The sequence below is a fragment of the Sphingomonas kyeonggiensis genome, assembly GCF_014196745.1.
GTDB lineage: Bacteria > Pseudomonadota > Alphaproteobacteria > Sphingomonadales > Sphingomonadaceae > Sphingomonas > Sphingomonas kyeonggiensis.
The window spans coordinates 986184-1006692 of sequence record NZ_JACIEH010000001.1; the positions used below are offsets into that span (position 1 = coordinate 986184).

Genomic DNA, 20509 nt, shown 5'->3' on the forward strand with positions numbered 1-20509 from the left:
CGGTTGCTCTTTGCTTTCTAGTCTGACTATTTAACCGGCGTAATGAGGTCAATGGCCGTAAAAACGTCATACAAATGGCGCGGACGGGAGAGGGATGATCATGACCAAATGGATGCTGATGGCACTTGCTGCCTTGCCGGTAACCCCCGCGCTGGCCGTCCCCCGGCTCGATGGGGTGCTGACAGATCATGCGGTGATCCAGCGCGACAAGCCGATCCGCATTTCCGGCAGTGCCGAGCCGGGCGAGGCGGTGCGGATCAGCCTGGCCGGCCAGTCGGTTGCCGTGAAGGCGGACCGCGCGGGCCGTTTCAGCGCGACGCTGGCGCCGCTTCCCGCGGGCGGCCCCTATGAGATGCAGGTCAGCGCGCGCAGCGGTCTCGCCATCGTCCGCGACCTGCTGCTCGGCGACGTGTTCCTCTGCTCGGGCCAGAGCAACATGGAGATGTCGGTCGAGCGCTCGCAGGACAGCTATTCCGTCTATGCCGCGGCCGACGACCAGCTGCGCCTGCTCACCGTGCCCAAGGCGACGGCCTTCACGCCGCAGACCGGGTTCGCCGCGCAGCCCGGCTGGGCTGCGACCACCCCGGCCACGGCCAGTCCCTTCTCCGCCGCCTGCTTCTACATGGCCCAGGCGCTGCGCAAATCGGCGAAGGTGCCGATCGGCGCGATCCATTCGAGTTGGGGCGGATCGCGCATCTCCGCCTGGATGGACGAGGCGGGACTGCGCGCCGCCGACATGGGCGACGGCGTCGAGGCGTTGCGCCTCTATGCTCGCGACGTTCCTGCCGCGGTCGCGCGGACCAGCGCCAAATGGGAGCAATGGTGGCGGGACCAGTCGGGCAATCGGCCGGGCGCCGAACCCTGGCAGCCCCAGGCGACACTCGACTGGCAGCCCGCGCCGCGGATCGGCGCGTTCAACCGCTGGGGTATCCCCGCGCTCGCCGACTATGTCGGCATGCTGTGGTTCCGCAAGGACGTGACGCTCACCGCCAAGCAGGCGCGCCAGGAAGCGGTGCTGTCGATCGGTGCGGTCGACGATGCCGACGTCACCTGGGTCAACGGCAAGGCGGTGGGCGGCAGCAGCAATGCCGCCACGCCGCGCAATTATCTGTTGCCGGCGGGCACGCTGGTCGCGGGCAGCAATGTGATCACGATCAACGACGACAATGTCTGGGCCGAGGGCGGCATGATCGGCCCGGTCGAGGCGATGCGGCTCAGCTTCGCCGACGGCACCAGCGTCGCGCTCGATACGGGCTGGCGCTACGCCGTTGCAGGCAAGCCGCGCACCAATGCGCCGCGGGCGCCCTGGGACGACATCAACGGCGCCGGCACGCTCTACAACGCGATGATCGCGCCGCTCGGCCCGATCGCGCTGGCCGGTGTCGCCTGGTACCAGGGCGAGTCTGACACCGATCTGGCCGGATATGACAAGCGCCTTGCCGCGATGATGCGCGACTGGCGCCGCCAGTTCGGCCTGCCCGAGCTGCCCTTCGCGATCGTCCAGCTCTCCGCTTATGGCGACACGGCGTCCCGGCCGCGCGAGAGCGGCTGGGCAAGGCTGCACGACACGCAGCGCCGGGTGGCCGAAAAGGACGGGCATGCCGCGGTGGCGGTGACGCTCGATCTGGGCGATCCGCTCGACATCCATCCTGGCGAGAAGCGCGAGGTCGGGCGCCGGCTGGCACGGGCGATGCGCAGCCTGGCCTATGGTGAGACCGTCGCGGCTTCAGGGCCGCGCGTCGTGCAGGCGGGCAGGGGTGCGGACGGCACGGTCACGCTCAGCTTTGCGGATGTGACCGGCGAACTGACGACGCGCGGGGCGGATCGGGCGATCGGGTTCGAACTGTGCGGGGCCGAGGCTGCAAGCTGCCGCTATGCCGATGCCTGGGTGAACGGCAATCAGGTGGTCCTTGCTGCAGATGGCCGTCCGGTGACCCACGTCCGCTATGCCTGGGCGGACAGCCCGACCGTCAATCTGTTCGACCGGGACGGGCTGCCGGTCGGCAGCTTCGAGATCTCCGTGCCCTGACCCAGAGGCCAGGGCACGGACGGGGCCTCGCTCAGTGCGCGCGCTTGAGCAGGCCGTGCATGCCGAGCCAGCGGGCATAGGCATCGAACCAGCCGGTGCTGGTGGTTTCCTTCGGATACATGCCGAAGCCGTGCCCGCCCTGTTCGTAGAGATGGAATTCCACCGGCCGCTTGGCCGCCTTCCAGCTCTCGATCAGCCCGAAGCCGCTATTGGCGAAGAAGGGATCGTCCGCCGCCAGCGCGACAAAGGCGGGCGGGGCGTCGGCCGGTACCGTCACCGAGGCGAGCGGACCATAGATCAGGCCGATAAAGGCAGGCTTGGCATCCTCTCCGGCCAGCGTGGTCGCCAGCGTGAGCATCGCGCCGGCCGAGAAGCCGACCATGCCGACCCGGTCGGCATCCACGTGCCATTCGCCGGCACGATTGCGGACCAGCGCAAAGGCGGCGCGGGCGTCTGCGATCTGCGGCGCGATGCCGGCCATCGCCTGTTGCGGATCCATCCGCGGTGCGGTGCGCGCCACGCCCGAGAACATCTCGCGCATCGACTGTTCGAAGGCCGGCATTTCCTGCGGCGTCGGGTTCAGGCGATATTTGAGCACGAATGCGGCCACGCCCCTTGCGGCGAGCGCCTTGGCGACGTCCCAGCCTTCATTCTCCATCGACAGGGTACGGAAGCCACCGCCGGGCGCCACGATCACCGCAGCGCCGGTCGCCTTGGCGGGATCGGGCAGGAACGGCGTGAGCGTCGCGACGGTAACGTTGCGCGCGAAGACGCTGCCATATTGGCTGTGCCATGCCTCGGGCGCGGTGGCGCCGGGCAGGGGGCCGGTGTCGAGCGTGATGGCCTTGGGCTGGGCCGGCACGGGGATGGGGGTCATCTTGTCGTTTTGCGCCTGGGCCGGTGCGGCCAGCGCAAGACCGGCGGCGATGCTGGCCATGGCCAGGCCCAGGCGCGCCGGTTTCAGAGCCTCCGTGAAAAGCTTCATTGCAACTCTCCCTTTCATTTCCTCTCGGCCCAAATCTAATTGTCTTACTAAATAATGACTCGGGCGCGGCTATCCATGCCATATTTAGGAGAGAAGATACCAATGATATCGCGGAATGATGGCAGATAAATTGTCTGTCTATTTATCTGCCCGAAGCGGCGGCCTCGACGAGGTGATCTCGGTCACACTCGCCTTGGTCCAGCACTCGGATGCCCCTGCGTACAGGTGCGAAATCTCGCGGCCGGCTGCCTAATGGGCTTGCCAAGCAACCCGCATTCTTCCAGGCTATGATAGCGCTACCATAAATAATCTTGTCAGTCTATATGGCGCGCCAGTGCTTAGAAAAAAACCGATAGGGCACTGTTTTAATTAAATAATTGTCTTGGCTTCCAATAGGAGGGGAGTTGCATGCACGAGATTCGCGGCATCGGGCTGTTCTTGGCCACATGTTCGACCCTGGCCGTAGCCGGCGCGCAGGCGCAGACGCTAAGGGTCAGTTCCGATCAGACGCTCGAAACCCAGGGGTTGAGCGTGATCGTGGAGCAGAACCAGTTCAGCCCGATCTTCTTCGACGAGAAGAATGCGGGCATTCAGATCGTCCTGCACGGCGAACGGATCGCGACCGATGGCGAGATTCGGCTGAACCCGACGCCAGAACAATGGGATCCGGTACCGACCTTCGGCGACCGTACGCTCGGGGAGCCCGGCCAGATCGTCGTGCGCTCGAGCTATCCCAAGGCCAATCTGAAATATCGCGTGAAGGTGACCGCGGAGGAGGGCGGGTTCCGCATTGCGGTCGATCTCGATGCGCCGCTGCCGAAGGAGCTGGTGGGCAAGGCTGGGTTCAATCTCGATTTCCTGCCGACCGCCTATTTCGGCAAGACCTATCTGATGGGCGAGCGTCCGGGCCTGTTCCCGCGCAATGCGAGCGGACCGATGGCGACGGACGGCTCGGGCGATCCGCAGCCGATGGCCTCCGGCGCACAGACCGTCACCCTGTCGCCCGAAGATCCCGCCACCCGCGTCACTATCACCGCCAACATGCCGCTCGCGCTCTATGACGCGCGCAACCGGGCGCAGAACGGCTGGTTCGTCGTGCGCTCGCTGATCGCCGAGGGTGCGAAGGACGATGCCATTGTCTGGCACGTCCGCCCCAATGTGATCCCGGGCTGGACGCGTGCGCCGGTCGTGTCGTTCAACCAGGCCGGCTACACGCCCGCACGCGACAAGGTGGCGCTGATCGAGCTCGATCCGGCCTTCAAGGCGCCGGGGGAGGCGACGCTGGTCAAGCTCACGGCCGAGGGCGAGAAGCCGGTATTCCGCGCGCCGGCCCAGCAGCGCGGCAAATGGCTGCGCTACAACTATGCCGCGTTCGATTTCTCGAGCGTGCGCGAGCCGGGCATCTACGCCATTTCCTATGCGGGACAGACGACCAATCCGTTCCCCATCGCTGCCGATGCCTATGCGCGGATCTGGCAGCCGTCGCTCGACACGTATCTCCCCGTGCAGATGGACCATATGACCGTTCGGGAGCAGTATCGCGTGTGGCAGCGCGCCTCGCACCTCGACGATGCGCGCCAGGCGCCGCCCAATATCACACACTTCGATGGCTACCGCATGGGGCCGAACCTCGATTCCCCTTTCAAGCCTGGCGAGCATATCCCGGGCCTGGCGGTCGGCGGTTTCCAGGATGCCGGCGACTATGACATCCAGACGCCGCAGAACGCCGATGTGGTCCGCGACCTGGTCTGGACACGCGAGCTCTTCGGGCTCGACTGGGACGAGACCAGCGTCGACGAAAAGGCGCGCGAAGTGGAGATCCGCAAGCCCGACGGCGTGCCCGACGCGATCCAGCAGATCCGCCACGGGACGTTGCAGCTGCTCGCCCAGTACAAGGTCTTCGGCCATGCGATCGTCGGCATCATCGATCCGAAGCTCCGCCAATATGCGCATCTCGGCGATGCCGGATCGCAGACCGATGGCAAGCTCTATGATCCTGCCCTGGGGCCGAACCAGATCAAGGGGGACTATTCGGGCATCGACGATGACCGCTGGGCGTTCACTACCGCCTATCCTGCGAACGATCTGAGGGTGGCGGGGAGCCTGGCTGCGGCAAGCCGTGCGCTCAAGGACTCCGATCCCGCCATGGCCGCCGAGGCGCTCGCCGCGGCCAAGGCGCTCTGGACCGCGCGACAGGGCCAGACTGCCAATGCCAGCGATGGCCGTGACGATAGCGGGTTCATGGCGCGCTTCCTCGATCTCGCCAAGGTCTCCGCGACCGTGGAACTGATCCTCACCACCAAGGGCGAGGCCGTCTATACCGATCGCCTGCGCACCCTGATGCCGGCGATCGAAGCGAATTTCGATCGGATCAGCGGCGCTGCAATCCTCGCGCTGCCCTATATGGATGCGGCCTATCGCGATCGGATCAAGGCGCTGGTGCGTGCCGCCAAGCCGAAGATCGACGCCGAGCTGACCAATCCCTTTGGCGTGCCGGTCGCCATGGGTTCCTGGGCAGGATCGGGGGAAGTCGCCAGCTTCGGCAGCAACATGTATCTGATGCACCGCGCCTTTCCGGATCTGATCGGATCGGAATACACGCTGCGTGCGCTCGACTACATGCTCGGCCGCCATCCGGCGAACAATCTGTCGCTGGTCTCGACCGTCGGAACGCGCTCGAAGCTGATCGGCTATGGCCATAACCGCGCCGATTACGGCTTCATCGCGGGCGGGATGGTGCCGGGCGTGCTGATCATCAAGCCCGATTTCCCCGAGCTGAAGGCCGACTGGCCGTTCCTGTGGTTCGAGAGCGAATATACCGTGAGCACCACGACGGCCTATATCCTTGCCGCCAAGGCCGCGATGGCGGTCACGGCGGAACAGCGCTAGCGCCTGCATTGATCCCTGGCACCTCCTGGGCGCCAGGGATCAGTTTACGGAGGGCGCCCTCGTTGCGCCTATCCTGAAACTGTCATCTGATGTGACTAACCGCGCCCCGGGTCGTCTCTGAATCGGGGGATATCTTGCTGTCGTCGATCAAAGCCCCGTCCCCCGAGGACGCGGCTAACGGTTATTCGTGGGACGCCATCCAGTCGGCGCTGAAACGCTATCTGCGTGGGCGAGGCACCCGGCTGGACGTGGTGGACGACGTTACGCAGGAAACGCTCGCGCGGCTGGTCGAACTGGCCCGCACGCAGCAGATCGGCAGCATCGTCTCGCTCGCCTTTCGCATTGCGGACAATCTCGTCATCGACATGCACCGCCGCGAAAGCCGCCTCGAGCCCGAGATCGAGGACGATGTACGCAGTGACGAGCCGTCGCTGAACCGCGTCCTCGATTCGCGGCGGGCGATGGACATCTTCAACCGGTGCCTCAGGAAGATGCCCAGGCTCCGGCGTGAGGTGTTGATCCGGCGGCGGATCAACCAGGAGAGCTGTCGCGCGATCGGCGACGACCTTGCGATGAGTGCGAAAGCCGTCGAGAAGCACATTACGAGAGGCATGATCGACCTGCGCCGCGCGCTCGAGCAGGCGGGTATCGATCTGGCGGGACAGGATTGATGGGCCAGGACACGCACTCCATCGACTGGCAGGCGGCCCAGTGGATCGACCGGATGAGCCGTCCGGTGCTCGATAGCGACACCGCCGCGGCCTTTGATCGCTGGATCCTGACGGACCCGCGCCATGTCGACAGCTATGCGCGGATGAGCGCGATCTGGCAGTCCAAGGGGCTGGAAGGGGCACTGGGCGAGCCCGCCCACCTCTCTGGCGCGAGCAACGACGATGATGCGGCACCAAACGGGGGATGGTGGCGTCTGGTACGGGGCGGGGCGGTGGCGAGTCTGCTGGCGCTGGCGTGCGTCGGCGGTGCGCAGCTGCTGGTCTCCGATGCCAGCTATGCCACGGCGCGGGGCGGGACGCGCATGGTCGCGCTCGCGGATGGATCGACGGTCCGGATGAACGGCGACACGCGGATCACGGTGCGCATCGCGCCCTGGTCGCGGCATGTCACGCTCGAACGCGGCGAGGCGTTCTTCGATGTGGCGCATGAGCGCTTGCGCGGCTTCTCGGTCGATGCTGGCGGCGCCAGCGTATCGGTGCTGGGGACGGCGTTCGACATCGATCGGATCGACAGCGATACGCGCATCATCCAGGTCTATCGGGGGCTCGTCAGCGTCGATGCCGGCACCGGGCGGCAGTGGCAGCTTCCGGCGGGAAGCGGACTGGAGCTCTCCGGCGAGCATGTGCGCAGCCTGAAGGGCGTTGCGGGCGCTCATCCAGGCTGGACGGACGGCTGGCTCGAGGCGAACGACATGCCGATGCTGCAGCTGGTCGAGCGGCTAAACCGCACCGCCGCGCATCCCGTCAGACTGGCGGATCCGGCGCTGGGCGATCTCCTGGTCACCGGCCGTTTCCAGACCAACGATCCGAAGAACATGCTCGAGGCGATCACGGCGATCCATGATCTGCGCTGGCATGATGCCGGGGATCACTATGTCGTGGAGCGCTAGCGATCGACCCGCGACGATCCGGGTGTGTCACAATGCTTCAACGGATAAGTCATTAAACTGAAACCAAAAAAACTTGTCGGGTTGTGATCCCGTGCGCCGTCCCTCGCTTGAACGGTTTACAAGTGTGGGGGAAGTTCTTCGATGTTCGTTATCAATCGGCCCGCCGTATCGGCGCTGGCCATCGCCGTCGCGACTCTGAACGCTGCGCCGGCCGCTGCACAAAGCTACAGCTTTGCCATTCCCGCGCAGGACCTGGCGCAGGCGTTGCAGCAATTCTCCCGCGTGACGGGCGTGCCCGTCGCTGCCTCACCCGAGGCACTGCGTGGCCGGCGTAGCCAGGCGGTGACGGGGACGATGTCGGCGCGCAAGGCGCTGGCCCTGCTGGTGCGCGGCGCAGGCGTCGACACGCAGGTTCGCGGCGGTACCGTGATCGTCAAGCCCGCGCCGGTGCGTGCCCAGGCCGCGGCGCGGCCGGCCCCGCGAACCGCCCCGGTGGCGCCCGTGCAGGTCGCGGAAGCGCCTGCCGAAGAAGCAGCGCCCGAGAATATCGTCGTCAACGGCTATATCGAGGCAGCGCAGGCCTCGGCCGAAGCCAAGCGCAAATCGGTGATGGTGTCCGACACGATCACCGCCGACGACATGGGCAAGCTGCCCGCCAACAACGTGTCCGAGGCGCTCGCCCGCATGCCCGGCGTCAACGCAGTGCGCGATCCGGCCACCGGCGAGGGCGACCGCATCACGGTGCGCGGCCTGTCGACCGAGTTGAACAACTACTCGCTGAACGGCGTGCGCATCGATGGTGCCGGTTCGCGCGACAATAATTTCTACCGGGGCGTGCGCCTGTCGGTCCTGCCGCCGGACGGCATCAAGTCGATCACCGTCTACAAGACGCTGACTCCGGACCGCGACGGCGATGCGCTCGGCGGATCGGTCGACATCACCACGCCGACCGCCTTCGACCAGAAGCCGACCTATATGCGCGTCTCGGGCGAAGGCGGCATGATCGACAAGTTCGATCACCGCAAATACGGCCAGGTCTCGGCGGCTGTGTCGCGCCAGTTCAGCGACCATTTCGGCGTCTTCGTCTCCGGCAACTGGAGCAAGCGCAAGTCGCAATATGAGCAGAATGGCGTCGATGGCGATAACCAGCCGGACAGCTGGTATTCGAACAGCGAGACTTTGGGCTGGGATCCGACCCGCTTCGTGATGCGGGGCATGAACCTGGGGCTGGGCAATACCGAGGTGAACCGCTGGGGCGTCAATACCAGCATCGACTACCGGTCCGACCACCACGATCTTCACGTCCGCGGGCAGTACAGCAATTACCAGAAGGAGCAGTTCCTCAACCGGCTGAACTTCCGGAACGACACGTCGAAGAACTCGACCCGGCTGGTGCAGGTCAACGCCAACGAGGCCAATCTCGCGCGTCCAGAGGACAGCATCCTGCGGACCGACAGCAAGCTCGGCCGCGTCTATAGCTACACCACCAGCCAGATCGTCGATCAGGACAAGGATGGCCTGATCACCGACGCCGATCGCAAGACCAAGTCCTTCTACAGCCTTTATGGCGCGTCGGGTAAATGGGACCCGCAGGGCTTCCGCCTGCGCCGCTTCTGGGAAGCGAACAACGAGAGCGGCAACCTGGCCACGGCCAATGTCGGCGGCGTCTCGCGGCTGGGGGAATTCATTGTCGATTACGACGTGTCCTATTCCCAGTCGCAGGACAATCTCGACGACGGCTACACGCTCGAATTCCGCAGCGACAAATATGGCTGGCTCGGCAACAAGGGCGTGCTGTTCAGTAGCGCGGAGGACTCGCGCTTTCCGAAATGGCTGCTCAATTCGGCAGGCATGAATGCCGTGCAGGATCCCTCGCAATTCGCGTTCAGCAGCCTCGAGGGAGAGATCGGCGGCAGCCAGCAGAAGCTCTGGCAAGGGCAGATGAACGTCGAGTGGAAGCCGGGCAGCACCTGGCTGCAGTCGATCAAGGCGGGCGGAAAATATTATGACTCGCGCCGCCGCACTTTCTCGGGCTCGTTTCTCAACCTGACCGCCAACGGTACGATGGCCGACTTCGCGCCCTATTATGGCGAGAACGTCACCAGTCTGTTCGGCGGGGCGTATTCGGGCGCCTACCGCCTCGGCCAGACGATCGACGACGACAAGATGCTCGCCGAGCTGCAGCGTGCGGAGAAGGGCAAGAGCAGCTTCTTCAAGGGCTTCGCGGTGGCTCCGGCCGATGCGACGATATCCAACGAGGACAGCTTCCGCTTCGACGAGAGCGTGATCTCGGGCTATGCGATGGCGACCGCCCGCCTCGGCCGCGCCCAGATCATCACCGGCGTGCGCGTGGAGGCGACGCGCAACCGCATCGAGGCGTTCAACCTCGATCCCGTGCAGGGCGAGCGCTACACGATCGACAAGTCCAGCTTCGTCAACGTGCTGCCGTCGGTGCACGTCAATTACGACTTCGACAACCGCACGAAACTGCGTGGCGCGGTGTGGACCAGCTTTGCCCGGCCGGACATCGCGCGCATGAGCTCGGCGCGCGAATATAGCTACGACACCGATCCCGACGGCGACGGCAAGGAGAATCCGAAGTCGCAATGGCTGCTGACCGGCATCAGCGAGGGCAATCCCAACCTGAAGCCGCTCCGCTCGCTCAACTTCGATGTGTCGCTCGAGCGGTACAATGGCCGCACCGGGGCCTATTCGGTGGCGCTGTTCTACAAGCGCATCAACAACTTCCTGTTCCGTTCCTCCTCCAGCAACATCCGCAACGGCACGACCGGCGAGAATGTCGATCCGGCCGGGGTGCTGATCTCGATGCCCAACAACGGCAAGCGGGCGGAAGTGTACGGCGTGGAAGTCAGCGGCCAGCAGGTGCTGCACTGGCTGCCGGGGATCCTCGGCTCGCTCGGCATCGGCGGCAACCTGACGATGCAGCGTTCCAAGGCGGTTACCGGCCTGTCCTGGCATCCGGAGGGCTACACCCTGCCGCTGATGGAGACGCCGGAGACGATCGCCAACGTCCAGCTGTTCTGGGAGCGCAAGGGCTGGGAAATCTATGGCGCCTGGAACTACCAGTCGAAGTTCCTCGGCGGCATCCAGGATTTCGGCAACAATCCCTATGAGCAGGCCTACAGCTTCGTCGACCTGACCTTCCGCAAGAGCTTCATGAAGACCTCGTCGGTCCAGCTTCAGGTTCAGAACCTGTTCGACGGGCCGACCTATTGGGAGACGGTCTCGTCGGGAACCGGCGCGAGCCGTGCCTATACCAAGAACGGGCGCACGATCTCGCTCGGCTTCAACCTCATCTTCTAAGGATCGACGATGACCCTTCGTTCCCTGGCCGGCGCCCTGCTTCTGGGCGCCGCCATTCCTGCCGCCGCGCAGGACGCGCCGCAGCCGCCGCTCGCGCCTGCGACCGTCCAGCCCGAGCGTATCGTGCTGAACCTCACCACCGATCCAGCGACCGAAATGGCCGTGACCTGGCGCTCGGCGCCGGGTTCGGCCGGCATCGTGCAATATGCCAGGGCGACCAATAGCCCGGATTTCGTCAAGGCGCCGATGACGCTCACCGCGACGACCGACGATGCGACGCTGCCGGTGCGCGAGAACCCGGCATTCCGCGCGGCCTATCATTCAGCGGTGCTGAAGGGGCTCGAGCCCGGCACGGTCTATGCCTATCGCGTCGGCGACGGGACGCACTGGTCCGAATGGTTCCAGTTCCGCACCGCGCGCAAGGACGCGGCGCCGTTCCGCTTCATCTATATGGGCGACATGCAGAACCAGATCCTGTCGGAAGCCTCGCGCACCCTGCGCATGGCATTCCGGCAGGCGGGCGACGCGGCCTTCACGATCCATGCGGGCGATCTCGTCAACCGGCACGACAGCGATGCCGAATGGGGCGAATGGTTCGGGGCGGGGGGCTTCCTCTATGCGCAGACCCCGCAGATGCCGACGCCGGGCAACCACGAATATGTGAAGGACGAGGCAGCGCGGGCGGGTTCCTCGATCACCGGGCAATGGCGGCGGCAGTTCACGCTGCCCGACGATGGCCCTGCCGATGTACCGGCGGGCCGGGAAACCAACTGGTACACCGATTATCAGGGCCTGCGCCTGATCTCGATCGATTCGATGCAGGTCGATCGTGACGAGACCGCGCGCGCATCGATCGTCGCCTGGCTGGACAAGCTGCTCGCAAACAATCCCAACCGCTGGACGGTGATGTTCCTGCACTTCCCGCTCTTCTCGAGCGAGCCCGGCCGCGACAATCCGAAGGTCCGCGCCGCGCTGAAGCCGCTGATCGACAAATACCATGTCGATCTCGTGCTGCAGGGACACGATCACGGCTATGCCCGCGGCGCGATCGGCCCGAACGGTCCTTCCGCCGACAATGCCGGGGCGACCTATGCCGTGTCGGTGGCCGGCCCGAAGATGTACGAGGTCAAGCCGGGCCCCTGGGCGCGCAAATCGGCGTCGCGGACCCAGGCCTACCAGGTCATCGAGGTCACGCCGAAGGCACTGACGTACCGCGCCTATACTGCGACAGGCGAACCGCTCGATTTCGTGCGGCTGAAGAAGCGGTAGGCGAAGCGGATCGGGGAAGGTCGGCCTTTGGGCCGGCCGACTCGAATGGCATCATCAATTGACCGAGTTCGACCCGGAACTCGTTTGCTGGTCCGCGACACCGCGAGAGGCCATATCGTCCCACGAGGCTGAGTTCGAGGACTGACCGGCTCAGGTCTTGTCGGCAGTGCGGGCTGTCGTGCAGGCCGGCGGAGGATGATACCGCCGCGGAAGATTGGGAGGCGCTACAGGGACGTCTACGAGGCCATGCCTGATACGGTGCGGGCGCCGGTGCGCGGGCGATGCGGCATAGGCAAGCCCATCGATACCTTGGCATATAGGGGGTATATGCAGGCATGTTTGAACCGGGCCCGGAACTCGCCGAGATGAACGAAACGGGCGAATCATTCATGCAATGGAAGTCATGGCTACAGGCGGCGGCGATCGTTGGGCTCATGATCGGCATCTTCGTCGCCGACACGGTCACCGACCTGGAGATCGCCGCCGCCGTCTTCTACATCGTCATCATCCTGCTGGCGGTCGGCCGTTTCCCCCGCCGCAATGTCATCGCCTTGGCGGGACTATGTATCCTGCTCACCTTGGTCAGTTCGACACTGACGGCCGGCGGATCGCGCGAAGCGGGCATCGTCAACATGGCGATAAGCACCTCCGCCATCGGCATCACCACCTGGCTGGCGCTTCGCATGGTGGCAGCCGAAGCTGCGGCACATGAAGCACGCGCGCAACTCGTCCGGATCGCCCGGGTGACCAGCCTGGGAGAACTGACCGCCTCGATCGCGCATGAGGTCAACCAGCCGCTGGCAGGTATCGTGACGAGCGGCAATGCGTGTCTGCGGTGGCTGGGCCAGGACCCTCCCAATATCGAAAAGGCACGAGCTTCGGCCGAGCGGGTCCTCAGCGATGCCAATCGGGCCGGCGCAGTGATCCAGCGCGTGCGGAGCCTTGCTCGCCACGAATCACCCAAGCGCGACAGGACCAACCTGAACGAAATCATCGTCGAGGCGGTGGCGCTGGCGCAGGCCGAGCTCGACAGGCATGATATCGGCATGAGGCTGGAGCTGGCCGAGGCATTGCCGCCCGTGCAGGCGGATCGCGTGCAGCTCCAACAGGTTATCGGCAATCTACTGCTCAATGCGATGGAGGCGCTGGCGCAGGTGCCGCAGGCGGAGCGACAGATCGTCATCGCCTCGACCCTGGAAGATCGGGACGTGCTCATTTCGGTCGCGGATACGGGCAACGGACTTGCCGCGAGCACCCGGGAACATCTGTTCGACGCGTTCTGGACCACCAAGGAAGGCGGTACCGGGATTGGACTGACGATCAGCCGGGCGATCGTTGAAGCACATGGCGGGCATATCCGGGCTGACGCGAACTCGGCGCGTGGCGCGATATTCAAGGTGCGCCTGCCAGTTGCGGGAGCTGCGCGATGACGAATGCGGCAGTGGAGGAGAAGGGGCCTCCAATCGTCTACATCGTGGACGATGATCCTTCGGTCCGCGCCGGCTTGGAGGATCTGCTGGCCTCGGTCGGCATCGAATGCCGCTCGTTCGCCTCGACGCAGGCCTTTCTCACCCATCAACTGTCGGACGCGCCGGGGTGTCTCGTGCTCGACGTCCGCATGCCCGGACAGGGCGGCCTCGATTTTCAGCGCCAGATGGAGAGCCTTGGCATCGGGTTGCCCGTGATCTTCGTCACCGGGCACGGCGATATCGCGATGACCGCACGTGCGATGAAGGCGGGGGCGATCGAGTTCCTGGCCAAGCCATTTGACGAGCAGGCGCTGCTCGACGCGATCAACGAGGGTATCGGCAAGGATCGCATTCGCCGCCGCGAGGCGGCCAGCCTGGCCGAATTGCGCAAGCTCCATTGCACCCTGACGATCGGAGAACAGGAAGTGATGGAGCTGGTGGTACGGGGGCTGCTGAACAAGCAGATCGCGGCACAGCTCGATGTGAGCGAGATCACGGTCAAGGTGCGCCGCGGCCAGGTCATGCGAAAGATGAACGCGCGCTCGGTGCCCGATCTGGTTCGGACCTATGACAGGCTATTCGGTAGCCCGCGAGAAGGGGCGGGCTAGGCGGGGCAGGGCCGCATATACGGAAGTATATTGGGCCTATCCGATTCACTTCTGTGCACCGCACAATCCCTGCTGGCGACATCAGCCCCGCCTTGGTATCGGCCCGCCACGCCTTCCCCGCATCCGCGGGCCGAGGGCCATTCGAGGAACGCTAGCAAAATGCCGAGCGACAGTAGTCGATCTAACGCGCCGTCGAGGGCGCCCGGCCGGGCCTAGTTTCTAGCGCTCGCCCGTGGCGGCCGAGACGGCCGGTCATGAGGTGAGCCATGGTCTTCATTTTCGAAGATTCCAGGGGTGCACGCCCGTTGGCGCGCTGGGTGCGCGCGGGCGGCGCGCCATCCTGGGCGGATTTTATCGTTTTCATCCTGCTTGCGGCGGGCGCGGTGCTCGTTTTCCGCGGGGCCGAGGATATGAGCGCGCCCTTGGCGCAGCTTCGCGGTACGCCTGTGGTGCTGGACGCGGCAATGCTGCCTGAATATGCGCTGCGCACCACGTTGCGCATGTTTGCCGCGCTCGGCGCGTCTCTGCTCTTCACGTTCATCGTTGCGACGCTCGCGGCCAAGAGCCGCAAGGCAGGCCTCGTCATCGTGCCCGCGCTCGACATCCTCCAGTCGGTGCCGGTGCTGGGTTTTCTCACCTTCACTGTCACGCTCTTCCTCGGGCTGTTCCCGGGAAGCCAGCTGGGGGCCGAGTGCGCGGCGATCTTCGCGATCTTCACGGCGCAGGCCTGGAACATGGCGTTCAGCTTCTACCAGTCGTTGCGCACGGTGCCCAAGGACCTGGACGAAGTCTCGCAACAGTTCGGTTTCTCGGCCTGGCGGCGCTTCGTCCGGCTCGAGCTACCCTTCGCCTTGCCCGCGCTCGTCTGGAACATGATGATGTCGATGTCGGGCGCGTGGTTCTTCGTCGTCGCGTCCGAGGCGATCACCGTCGGCAACACCACGGTCACGCTGCCCGGCATCGGCTCGTGGCTGGCGCTCGCGATCGACCGCGAGGATTTCGGCGCGATCGGCATGGCGGTGGGCACGATGGCGGTGGTCATCCTGCTCTACGACCAGCTCGCCTTTCGGCCGATCGTCGCCTGGGCCGACAAGTTCCGCTTCGAGCAGACCGCCTCGCAGCAGCGCCCGCGCTCCTGGCTCTACGACCTCCTCCGCCGCACCCGCTGGTTGGGTCGGCTCGGCAACCTGCTCGCCACGCCGTTGCGTTGGGCGGGAAGGATTCGCCTGCCGCATGTCGCCGCCGTGCGCCCGCTCCGGGTCGGGCCCGCCACGAGCCGCGCCTTCGATCGTGCCTGGCTGGCACTGGTTGCCATTCTTGCGCTTGCGGCGTTCTGGACGCTCGTCCGCTACATCGCCGCCAGCCTGAGCTGGCACGACGGCCTGACCGCCTTCGGGCTCGGCCTGCTCACGCTGCTGCGCGTGGTGGTGCTGATCGCGATCGCCAGCCTGATCTGGGTGCCGGCCGGCGTGTGGATCGGCCTCAGGCCAGCCTGGGCCGAACGGCTGCAGCCGGTGGCGCAGTTTCTGGCCGCCTTCCCGGCGAACGTGATGTTCCCCTTCGCGGTGATAGCCATCCTCGGCCTGCATCTCGATCCGAACATCTGGCTGTCGCCGCTGATGGTGCTCGGCACGCAGTGGTACATCCTGTTCAACGTCATCGCCGGTGCGAGCGCGATCCCCACCGACATGAAGGAAGCCTCGGCGATGTTCGGCATTCGCGGCTGGCAGTGGTGGCGGCAGGTCGCGATCCCCGCGATCTTCCCCTATTACGTGACCGGTGCGCTGACTGCCTCGGGCGGCTCGTGGAACGCCAGCATCGTCGCCGAGGCCGTCACCTGGGGCGACAAGCATCTGGAAGCCGCCGGGCTCGGCGCGTTCATCGCCAATGCCACGCGCACGGGCGACTATCCGCGCGTCGCGCTGGGCATCGCCGTGATGAGCATCTTCGTCATCGCCTTCAACCGTACGCTGTGGCGGCCGATGTACCGGTTCGCCGAGCGCCGCCTCCGCCTCGACTGAGCATCGGGAGTATCGTCATGAACACGCTCACTGAAACCCTTCCCCTCGTCGAAGTTCGCGATGTCCGCCACATCTATGGCAAGTCGAGCGGCTCGGGCCTGCTCGTGCTCGACGACGTCGATCTCACGCTCGGCGAGAACGAGATCGTCGGGCTGCTCGGCCGCTCGGGCTCGGGCAAGTCGACGCTCCTGCGCTCGATTGCCGGCCTGATCCAGCCCACCTCGGGCCAGGTCAATTTCCCGCGCGCCGATACGCGCGTCTCGATGGTCTTCCAGACCTTTGCGCTCTTCCCCTGGCTCACCGTGCTCCAGAATGTGGAAGTGGGGCTCGAGGCGCAGGGTGTTGCCGCCGAGGAGCGCCGCCAGCGTGCGCTCAAGGCGATCGACCTGATTGGGCTCGACGGCTTCGAAAGCGCCTATCCCAAGGAGCTGTCCGGCGGCATGCGCCAGCGCGTCGGCCTGGCGCGCGCACTCGTCGTCGATCCCGACATCCTCCTGATGGACGAGCCCTTCTCGGCGCTCGACGTGCTGACAGCGGAGACGCTGCGCACCGACCTGCTCGACCTCTGGTCGGAAGGGCGGATGCCGATCAAGTCGATCCTGATCGTGACCCACAATATCGAGGAAGCAGTGTTGATGTGTGACCGCATCCTCGTCTTTTCCTCCAATCCGGGCCGCGTCGTCAGCGAGATCCGGGTAACGCTGCCCCAACCGCGCAACCGCCAGGACCCCGCGTTCCAGGCGCTGGTCGACGACATCTATGCTCGGATGACGATGCGGACCGAGGCCGGCCACCCGCGCGAAGGGCTGTTCCCGGGCACCGGCATCGGCATGGCGCTGCCGCGCGTGTCGACCAACACGCTCGCCGGCCTGATGGAGGCAGTGGCGGCCGAGCCCTATTTCGGGAGCGCGCCGCTGTCGGACCTGGCCAGCGAGCTGCAATATGAGGCGGACGAGCTGTTCCCCGTTGCCGAAGTGCTGCAGCTCCTGCGCTTCGCCGAATTGGGTGGCGGCGACCTCAGGCTGCTTCCGGCGGCGCACCGCTATGTCGATGCCGAGGTCGATGCGCGCAAGCAGCTATTCGCCCAGCATCTGCTGCGCCACGTGCCGCTTGCCGGCCACATCCGCCGCGTCCTCGACGACCGGGCCAGCCACGAAGCGCCGGCAAGCCGTTTCCGCGACGAGATCGAGGACTTCATGTCCGAGGAGTACGCCCAGCAGACGCTGCGATCGGTGATCCAGTGGGGCCGCTATGCCGAGGCCTTCGCCTATGACGAAGCCGCGGACCGCTTCAGCCTCGACGATCCCTCATGAGGGAGGCCGGCATGGAAGACGACTCTAGACGACTCTAGTCGCAGCGCCGACGCGCTGCCCGCTCATCACACGATACCGACCAGCGGCACGCGGCCGACGACTTGAGCGCGTCGGGTGTGCCTCCGCACGCCCGTGGAGGGCCCCATGACCCTGACGATCCGCCCCGTTTTCGCATTTGCCCTGTTCACGCTCGGCCCGGTCCCACCCGCCTTCGCCAGCGGCAACGAGCATGTCGTCGATGACGCCGCCGTCGAGACTCCCGGCACCTGCCACCTGGAGAGCTGGATGACATTCCACGGCTCCGATCGTGGCCTGCTCAACCTCTCGCCTGCCTGCACCCGCAAGACCTGGCCTCGGCTCGAGATCGGCGGCGCGTTCCAACGCAGCTGGGACAATGGCACGGACCTGACGACGTTCGGCCCGGCGCTCAAGCTCAACATCCGTCCCGCCGAGAAAGGGTTCGGCGTCGGACTGATCGCATCCGGCGCGGTCGGACTCCACTCGGGAAAAGTCGAGACGGCCAGCCTGATCGTGCCGGTGACCATTCCGGTGGGCAGGGCCGTGCGCTTCAACCTCAATGGCGGCTGGAGCTATGCGCGTGCGAGCAGCCGGCAGCATGCCGCCTTTTACGGTGCGCAGGTCGAGGTGCAGGTCGCGCGGGATTTCAGCCTGATGGGCGAAGTATTTGGGCGCGGCGATGGGCCTATGGGATCGCAGGCCGGCTTGCGCTGGAATCCCGGCGGCGGGCGGCTCGATGTCGACCTTGTCGTCGGGCGTCTGATCGACGGGGTCAATCCACGCTCCGCGTCGCTCGGTATCACGCTGCGCAGCTGAGGGAGGACATATGAAGCACCTCTCCAACCTGCGCACGATCCTGATGCTTCGTGCTGCCGCCTGGATACTGGAAGTCGCCTGTGCGCTGGCGCGGGAGGCGGTGCGTCACGCGCCACGGCGAGGGCGGGAGGACCTGATCCGCAAAACGCTGATGGCACTCGCCTATGGCTTGCGGCGGCTCGCCCAACGGGTGATCCGGCTCACGCCCCCGCGAAGAAAATGACGAGGCCGCCCCAGCCCAGGATGCAGTCCGAGCTGGCGAATTCGCTGCGCTTGAGGTCTGCAAGATATGAGAAGGAATGGTGGACGCACTTGGGCTCGAACCAAGGACCCGCTGATTAAGAGTCGGGGGTCACTGACTGCGAGTTAGTTGATTTTACTAGTAAATTCTGCCGTTTCCATCCGCCATGCTACAAATTTGTCGCATTCTGCAGCGCTAGGATCCGCGCGCCGATCATCCGGATGGCGTCGGATCATGGTTGTGGGCGGCTGTATCCTCTTGCTCGTGCAGATCCTTCGCCAGCTCAGCCATCAGTGCGCTGTCAGAATCCGCGCTTTCGATGAGGTGGCCGTAGATGTCGAACGTGATCTGAATGCTAGCGTGGCCCATCCAGGAAGTGAGCTTTTTGAGATCGATCTTCTTATGAATCCACCAACTGGCAGCGGCATGGCGTAGATCATATAATCGATATTTGGCGACGAGTTCTTCGGACCCGTCAGGCTTACGCTTTACCTTAGTTACGCCGATAGCGACGAGGCGAGTTCGAAACGATCTTGCCAGATCGGTATGTATGACGATTCCACCATTCTGTGTGGGGAAGACCAAATCTTCATTCGAAGCAGGGCATTCCTTTCTCCACTCTATCAGTTTGGCTGCCATGCGGGGGGAGATAGGAATCTTTCGGTACGACGCCTTCGTCTTGCACGATCCGATTGTGCCGTCCTTTTTCACATCTCGCAAAACAATAATGTGAGCTTTTTCGAGATCCACTTGCGCCCAGGATAAGCCCCTAAGTTCACATGGCCTCACGGCGGTTTCCGCCATCAGGATATATGCAAGCGTATTTCTTCGGCGTGAATATTTCACAGCTTTATTTAGGTTGGCATCTTCGGGTGCCGTCAGAATGATCCTGAGTTCTTCCCTTGAAGGAATATTTGGACGTTGCTTGTGTCGAGATGCTATAGAGGACTTCAAACCGTCGGCTGGACTCTTTCTTATCTGATTCGTGTTGACGGCGTAGCGCAGGATCATCTTCGCGGTATGGATAGCGCGGCGGGCAAGCTCAGCCGTCTTGGCTGTTTTGATATCCAGCCGAAGATTGACTAACATTGACTGGTCAAGCTTTGCCAGTGGCACTTTCCCAAGTGCCGGCACGAGATAGTTGTCCGTCAACCATCGATAATTATCCATGGTTGATCGCTCCAGGCCCTCGCTTTCCCCCCGGGCGAGCCATGCCTGGACGGCGTCCGCGAATGTCTTCTTGTCGTTATCGCCATCCTGGGACGCTTCGAAGTCGGTGCTTCGCAACCATCTGGCGGCTTCATCTTTTGAGGTAAACTGCCTCGACTTACGCCTGCCGAGCTTGTCCCGGTAGTCCACGACCCAGGCCCGACGCAGTGCACCGTTCGGCGTCCGCCATTCGCGTTTCCTAATGTGCTCCACGACACCTCACCTGGCAGCAATGCGGCGCGATAATACGCGTCTATAAGATCTACCGAAGTTATTATCTCATAGTATAAGTGATTCTCAAAGTTATTAAGACGTACGTCTGGCGTATATCGTTTATCCATATTTATACTGGAAAAGAGATTTTTGAATCTATGGTGTTTAAATTAATGATCTGCGGCAAAATATTCAGGCAATCATGGATATTTTAATGCGATAATCGAAAATTAGCGTTGGTTATTCCGGATTTATCCTGCGCGCATCCTGAATGTTCCTGTCTCCGTCCGCGTAATGGTATGCACGGACTTATCCTGAGGAGTGCCTCAGACTTCCGCAGTCCACTATCTGTGGGCGGCGGCATAAGAGGACGTTCCTGCCCGTCCGTTGCGCCGAGAGGTCAACAAATCCACGGTCTTTGAGACGCGGATGCGTAGGTTGATACTGTGGCGCGCGTTTCGGCGGAATGTGCATTGACGGGTTT

The 20509-nt window shown here is 64.3% G+C and carries 14 protein-coding genes; 12 read left to right on the forward strand and 2 right to left on the reverse strand.

The annotated features are described in order from the left end of the window. The first annotated feature begins 100 nt into the window (after positions 1-100). Positions 101-2029, forward strand: a complete 1929-nt coding sequence (locus GGR46_RS04820; RefSeq protein ID WP_246425896.1) for a sialate O-acetylesterase — start codon at positions 101-103, stop codon at positions 2027-2029. 31 nt (positions 2030-2060) lie between these two features. Here the strand turns inward: GGR46_RS04820 and GGR46_RS04825 are convergent, their stop codons facing one another. Continuing rightward, positions 2061-2966: an alpha/beta hydrolase gene (locus tag GGR46_RS04825; RefSeq protein WP_246425980.1), complete on the reverse strand. Its 906-nt coding sequence runs from the start codon at positions 2964-2966 to the stop codon at positions 2061-2063. A gap of 456 nt (positions 2967-3422) precedes the next feature. Between GGR46_RS04825 and GGR46_RS04830 the strand changes: the two genes are divergently transcribed. The 11 genes from GGR46_RS04830 (at position 3423) to GGR46_RS04880 (ending at position 18585) form a co-directional block, all read left to right on the forward strand. After that, entirely contained in the window at positions 3423-5903 is a 2481-nt protein-coding gene (locus GGR46_RS04830) for a glycoside hydrolase family 9 protein (RefSeq protein WP_183995057.1), read from the forward strand. 134 nt (positions 5904-6037) lie between these two features. Continuing rightward, positions 6038-6574 (forward strand): RNA polymerase sigma factor, encoded by a 537-nt coding sequence (locus GGR46_RS04835; protein WP_183995059.1) that lies wholly within the window; start codon positions 6038-6040, stop codon positions 6572-6574. Continuing rightward, the gene (locus GGR46_RS04840) at positions 6574-7524 is read left to right on the forward strand and encodes a FecR family protein (protein ID WP_183995061.1); all 951 of its coding nucleotides are present in this window, start codon (positions 6574-6576) and stop codon (positions 7522-7524) included. The genes GGR46_RS04835 and GGR46_RS04840 overlap by 1 nt, the downstream gene beginning before the upstream one ends. A gap of 141 nt (positions 7525-7665) precedes the next feature. After that, on the forward strand, positions 7666-10848 hold the full coding sequence (locus GGR46_RS04845) for a TonB-dependent receptor (RefSeq protein WP_183995063.1): 3183 nt from the start codon (positions 7666-7668) through the stop codon (positions 10846-10848). Positions 10849-10857: 9 nt separating this feature from the next. Then, on the forward strand, positions 10858-12117 hold the full coding sequence (locus tag GGR46_RS04850) for a purple acid phosphatase family protein (protein ID WP_183995065.1): 1260 nt from the start codon (positions 10858-10860) through the stop codon (positions 12115-12117). Positions 12118-12452: 335 nt separating this feature from the next. Beyond that, positions 12453-13547, forward strand: a complete 1095-nt coding sequence (locus tag GGR46_RS04855) for a sensor histidine kinase (RefSeq protein WP_221262553.1) — start codon at positions 12453-12455, stop codon at positions 13545-13547. After that, positions 13544-14194: a response regulator transcription factor gene (locus tag GGR46_RS04860; protein ID WP_183995067.1), complete on the forward strand. Its 651-nt coding sequence runs from the start codon at positions 13544-13546 to the stop codon at positions 14192-14194. Before GGR46_RS04855 ends, GGR46_RS04860 begins: the two co-directional genes overlap by 4 nt. Positions 14195-14460: 266 nt before the next feature. After that, complete coding sequence (locus GGR46_RS04865; RefSeq protein WP_183995068.1) at positions 14461-16215, forward strand: ABC transporter permease; 1755 nt, start codon at positions 14461-14463, stop codon at positions 16213-16215. A gap of 17 nt (positions 16216-16232) precedes the next feature. Next, complete coding sequence (locus GGR46_RS04870) at positions 16233-17528, forward strand: ABC transporter ATP-binding protein (RefSeq protein ID WP_183995070.1); 1296 nt, start codon at positions 16233-16235, stop codon at positions 17526-17528. A gap of 144 nt (positions 17529-17672) precedes the next feature. Then, positions 17673-18362: a hypothetical protein gene (locus tag GGR46_RS04875; RefSeq protein WP_183995072.1), complete on the forward strand. Its 690-nt coding sequence runs from the start codon at positions 17673-17675 to the stop codon at positions 18360-18362. 10 nt (positions 18363-18372) lie between these two features. Beyond that, complete coding sequence (locus GGR46_RS04880) at positions 18373-18585, forward strand: hypothetical protein (protein WP_183995074.1); 213 nt, start codon at positions 18373-18375, stop codon at positions 18583-18585. Positions 18586-18816: 231 nt separating this feature from the next. Here the strand turns inward: GGR46_RS04880 and GGR46_RS04885 are convergent, their stop codons facing one another. Beyond that, positions 18817-19962, reverse strand: coding sequence for a tyrosine-type recombinase/integrase (locus GGR46_RS04885; protein ID WP_183995076.1), 1146 nt, complete (start codon positions 19960-19962; stop codon positions 18817-18819). Positions 19963-20509: the final 547 nt, after the last annotated feature.